This is a genomic window from Streptomyces sp. NPDC056361, from assembly GCF_042262805.1.
Taxonomy (GTDB): Bacteria; Actinomycetota; Actinomycetes; order Streptomycetales; family Streptomycetaceae; genus Streptomyces.
Genome location: NZ_JBHJQI010000280.1, coordinates 1 through 4,343 on the forward strand (window position 1 = coordinate 1; position 4,343 = coordinate 4,343).

The following is a 4,343-nucleotide window of genomic DNA, read 5'->3' on the forward strand; positions in this document are numbered from 1 at the left end:
CCCCCAGACTTCGTCCGGGGGGACCCCCAGGGCGGAACGGGTGGACACAACGGACGACGCCCCGCCCGTTGTGGGCAATCGTCCGCCAGGGGCGGGACGGGTGGGCACAACGGACGGCGCCCCCTGCCGGGCCCAGGCTTCCGCGCCCGAACCCGCACCGGATGCACGCCGAGCCTATGGGTGCGGGTCAAGGCACAAGGGGCGGAGGCGCCGCCGAGGGCGCCGTCCCGTGTGCCCACCCGTCCCGCCCTGGGGGGGTACCCCCGGACGAAGTCTGGGGGAGGGACGATTGCCCACACGGCGGTGGGTGGGCGGCGGGTGCAGCCCGCACGGGGCGCGGGCGCTGGCAGGGCGGGCGCGCGCGGGTCCGGGCGAGCCGGGTGGCGGGTGTGGCCCGGTGGGGCGGGGGACCCCTGTGGGGGTGGTGGGAGGGAGGGCGGGGTACCGTCCCTCCCACGGCGCGTCGAGCACGGACGCCTCCGCGCCGTTGAAGGGAACTCGATGCGCATTTCCATCATGCGGCGCCTGGCCGCGGCGGCAACGACGCTGGGGCTGGCCTCGCTGGGCCTGCTGGGCGCGGGCGCGACGCCGGCACAGGCGGCGATCGGTGATTGTCCGGCCGGTTACTTCTGTGCGTGGAAGTCGGACAACGGCACCGGCACGATGTACAAGACGAATGTGAACCAGGCGACGCTCGGGAGTTGGGACAACGCGTTCCGCTCGATCGTCAACCGCACGAGCAAGTGGCTGTGCCTCTACGACGACGCGAACTACACCGACCCGGCCGGCGCGAGCGTGATTCCGTCGGATCCGGCGGGCACGGAGTGGGGCGGCCCGGGCGGCAACTCGGTCAGCTCGCTGAAGTTCGTGCCCACGGAGCGGGAGTGCCGGGGGCTCGCGTACCCGTCGTGGGGCGCCGCGGCGTCTCCGGCGAAGGCCGGTTTCGGCGACCTGAACGCCGACAAGAAGGCGGACGTCCTCGTCCGTGACGAGGCGGGGCGCCTTTGGTTCCTGCCCGGTGACAACACCGGCCGTCTCGTCGGTACCGGTGGCTGGGGTGTCATGAACGCCCTGACCCGGCACGGCGACTTCTCGGGCGACGGGCGCGAGGACGTCATCGCCCGCGAGACCGCCACCGGCAAGCTGTGGCTCTACCCCGGCACCGGCACGGGGACGCTCGGGACCCGCAAGCTGATCGGTTCCGGCGGCTGGAACGCCATGGCCAAGCTGACCGCGTACGGCGACCTGACCGGCGACGACCGTTCCGACCTGCTCGCCGTCGAGCCCACGACCGGCAAGCTGTGGCTCTACCCCGGCACGTCCGCCGGCACCCTCGGCGCCCGCAAGCTCCTGGGCACCGGCGGCTGGAACGCGATGAACGCCCTGGTCGCCCCCGGTGACATGAACGGCAACGGCAAGGCCGACCTCATCACCCGCGAGGCCTCCACCGGGAAGCTCTGGCTCTACCCGGCCACCGCCTCCGGCACCTTCGGCCCCCGGGTCCTGATCGGCTCCGGCGGCTGGAACGTCATGGCCTCCTTCCTCGCCCTCGGCGACTTCACCGGCGACGGCCTCAACGACCTCGCGACCGTCACCACGGGCTCGTACAGCGGCGAAGGCTGCCGCGGCGTCGGCTGCCTCGTCCTCTACAGCGGCAAGGGCACCGGCGGCCTCAACCCCGGCGCCCCGGAGAGCCAGTACGTCGACTGGTCCGACCTCCGCGGCACCTTCTGAGCGGACGTGCTGAGCCGCACGTTCCGAGCGGTGCATTCCGGGCGGCACCTTCCGACCCGTAGCACCGAGGGCGTGAACGTGAGCGTGACGTGAGGGCCTCCACCCCGGCGGGTGGAGGCCCTCGCTGCTTCGTGCGTACCGTCGCGGAGAGGGCGCCCCCAGCGGCGCAGGCGGTACGGTCTCGCCATGTCCCGATCAGAGAAGACCGATGTGAACCGGCAGCCCGTCACCGCGGACGACCTGGACCTGGCCGTGCAGCTCGCCGTGGAGGCCCTGCGGGGGGCGCCCCCGGAGGCGTGGGAGGGGAAGGCGGGTTCGCTGGAGTGGGACTGCTGGGAGACCGTAGAGCACCTGAGTGACGACCTGTTCGCGTACGCGGTGCAACTCGGCCCGAAGGCACCGCCGTTGGACGGGGATGTGCCGTTCGTGTGGGAGAGCCGGCGGCCGGGTGGGCCGGCGAACGCGATCCACGCGGACCGTGCGGCGGGGCCGGCCGGGCTGTTGCAGGTGCTGGAGGCGAGCGGGGCGCTGCTGGTCGCGATGGCGCGTACGGCGTCGCCGGAGACGCGGGCGTACCACGGGTTCGGGGTCTCGGACCCGGAGGGCTTCGCGGCGATGGGGATCGTCGAGACCGTGGTGCACACGTACGACTTGGCGGAGGGGCTGGGGCTCGTGTGGAGTCCGCCGGCGGACATCTGCGCGCGGGCGCTGGCCCGGTTGTTCCCGGAGGCGCCGTCCGACACGGAGCCGTGGCGCACGTTGCTGTGGGCGACGGGGCGGGGCGAGTTGGAGGGGCGGCCGCGTCTGACCGGCTGGCGGTGGGACGGCACGCCGCGCGCGTAGGCGGAATTCGGGTCGGGCGCGCGTTTATTGGTTTGCCGCCGCTGAAGCGGGTCGGATAGGAAGCCTGCATGCTTACTGGCGGCACGATCGGGCTCAGGGCCCGGCACGACGAAGACATCCCGATCCTGCGGACCGAGCTGTACGACGACGTGGTCAACGCCGAGCGCGCGGAGGCCGGCCCTTGGCGGCCGCTCACGCCGGGCTCGAAGGACCCGAGACTCGTCGTGGACGATTCGGATCAGCGGAACGTCTCCTTCTCCATCGTGGAGTTGGAGGGCGGCACGCTGATCGGCAGCGCGAACCTGTGGGGCATCGACACCCACAACCGGGGCGCGCACATCGGCCTGGGCCTGCTCCCGTCCGCCCGCGGCAAGGGCTACGGCACGGACGTGGTCGCGACCCTCTGCCGGTACGGCTTCGTCGTGCGCGGGCTGCAGCGGCTGCAGATCGAGACGCTCGCGGACAACCACGCGATGCTGCGGTCGGCCGAGCGCAACGGCTTCGTGCGCGAGGGCGTGCTGCGCTCGTCGGCATGGGTGATGGGCGAGTTCCTCGACGAGGTGATCCTCGGGCTGCTGGCCCGGGACTGGACGCCGGCGGCGCAGGGCTAGGAGAGGCTTGATTGGACCTGTTCGTGTGTGCCGGGTGCGGCACGGAGCTGACGGCGCCGGTGGCGCGGGTCGCGCTTCCCGTCCACACCCACTTCGGGGGGTGGGAGGAGCTCCATCCGCCGCTGATGGACCCCGGGACGTACGCCGTCGATCCGCTGCCCACCGGGCAGCCCTGGCGGCTGTGGGAGGAGGTCGGGGAGGACGGGGCCGCGCGCCAGGGCGTGTACGCGCGGGTGCACCGGGTCTCGTTCGGCGCGCGGAACAGGATCGTCGTCGCGCCCGGCGACTCGCGGTCCATGACGCTGATCCTCGACAAGTGCGAGGGGTACTGCCGGGGAGTGGACGGCCGGGACGGCCCCAATCTGGCGTGTGAGCGGTGCGGGCGTGCCGTGGCGACCCGCATGGACGACTGCGGCATGTGGCAGGCGGTCTGGCTGGAGCCCGACGCGGTCGTACGCCGCCCCTCGGGGCTCCCGCCCGTTCCGCCTCCCGACTGGGACGACCTGGAGCGCGCGGACCACCGCGTCCCGCCCTTCGAGCTCGACGGGTCGTGGAGCCGCCGCTGGGAGGCGGCGCTCGGGGTCGCGCTGGCCCACCTGGTGGCCGTGACCGGGGACCGTCCGGTGACCCTCCCCGCGGGCCCCGTCGCCGAGTTGTTCGGCCCCGCCGTGGACCGCTGCCTCCCCGCAGGTCCCGACCGCCGCTCCGTGGGCCTCGCCGGCCCGGGCATCCCCATCCCCCGACCCCGCCCCGACGTGCTCCTCGTCCCCCGCCACCCCCTCACGGGCGCGCCGTGGCACCCACCCGGCGACGAGTCCCCCGTCGTCCCCCTCGACAGCGGCGTCTGGGCCTATCTCGTCCACCCGGGCGAAACCTCGCCCACCCCCGCCACCGGCGTCCTCCCACCCGGTGTCCTCCGCGACGACTACACCCTCGTCCCCCACCCCTGGTATCCCCTCACCCCCCACCGCCACGCCTTCGACTGGACCCTCGTCGGCCTCCCCGCCATCCGCGGCCCCCGCCTGAGTAGGTACCGCGAACCGTACGGCTAGGGGGTGTCGTGCCGATCAGGTCGGCGGGGCCGTGGTGAGGCGGGCCGGTGGCGGGTGGGGTCCATGGGCCCCGGGGCGGGCGGGCTCGCGTCGGTTCGGCCCG

The 4,343-nt window shown here is 73.6% G+C and carries 4 protein-coding genes; all 4 read left to right on the forward strand.

Annotation, left to right across the window (positions count from 1 at the left end):
* Positions 1-501: 501 nt before the first annotated feature.
* Positions 502-1,734, forward strand: coding sequence for an FG-GAP-like repeat-containing protein (locus ACFCY7_RS39970; protein ID WP_376490995.1), 1,233 nt, complete (start codon positions 502-504; stop codon positions 1,732-1,734).
* A 186-nt stretch (positions 1,735-1,920) separates the two neighbouring features.
* The gene (locus ACFCY7_RS39975) at positions 1,921-2,577 is read left to right on the forward strand and encodes a hypothetical protein (RefSeq protein WP_376490996.1); all 657 of its coding nucleotides are present in this window, start codon (positions 1,921-1,923) and stop codon (positions 2,575-2,577) included.
* Between the two features lie 68 nt (positions 2,578-2,645).
* Entirely contained in the window at positions 2,646-3,188 is a 543-nt protein-coding gene (locus ACFCY7_RS39980; protein ID WP_376490997.1) for a GNAT family N-acetyltransferase, read from the forward strand.
* A gap of 11 nt (positions 3,189-3,199) precedes the next feature.
* Positions 3,200-4,240 carry a hypothetical protein gene (locus ACFCY7_RS39985; protein WP_376490998.1) on the forward strand — a complete coding sequence of 347 codons (1,041 nt, stop codon included), beginning with the start codon at positions 3,200-3,202 and terminating at the stop codon, positions 4,238-4,240.
* Positions 4,241-4,343 lie beyond the last annotated feature (103 nt).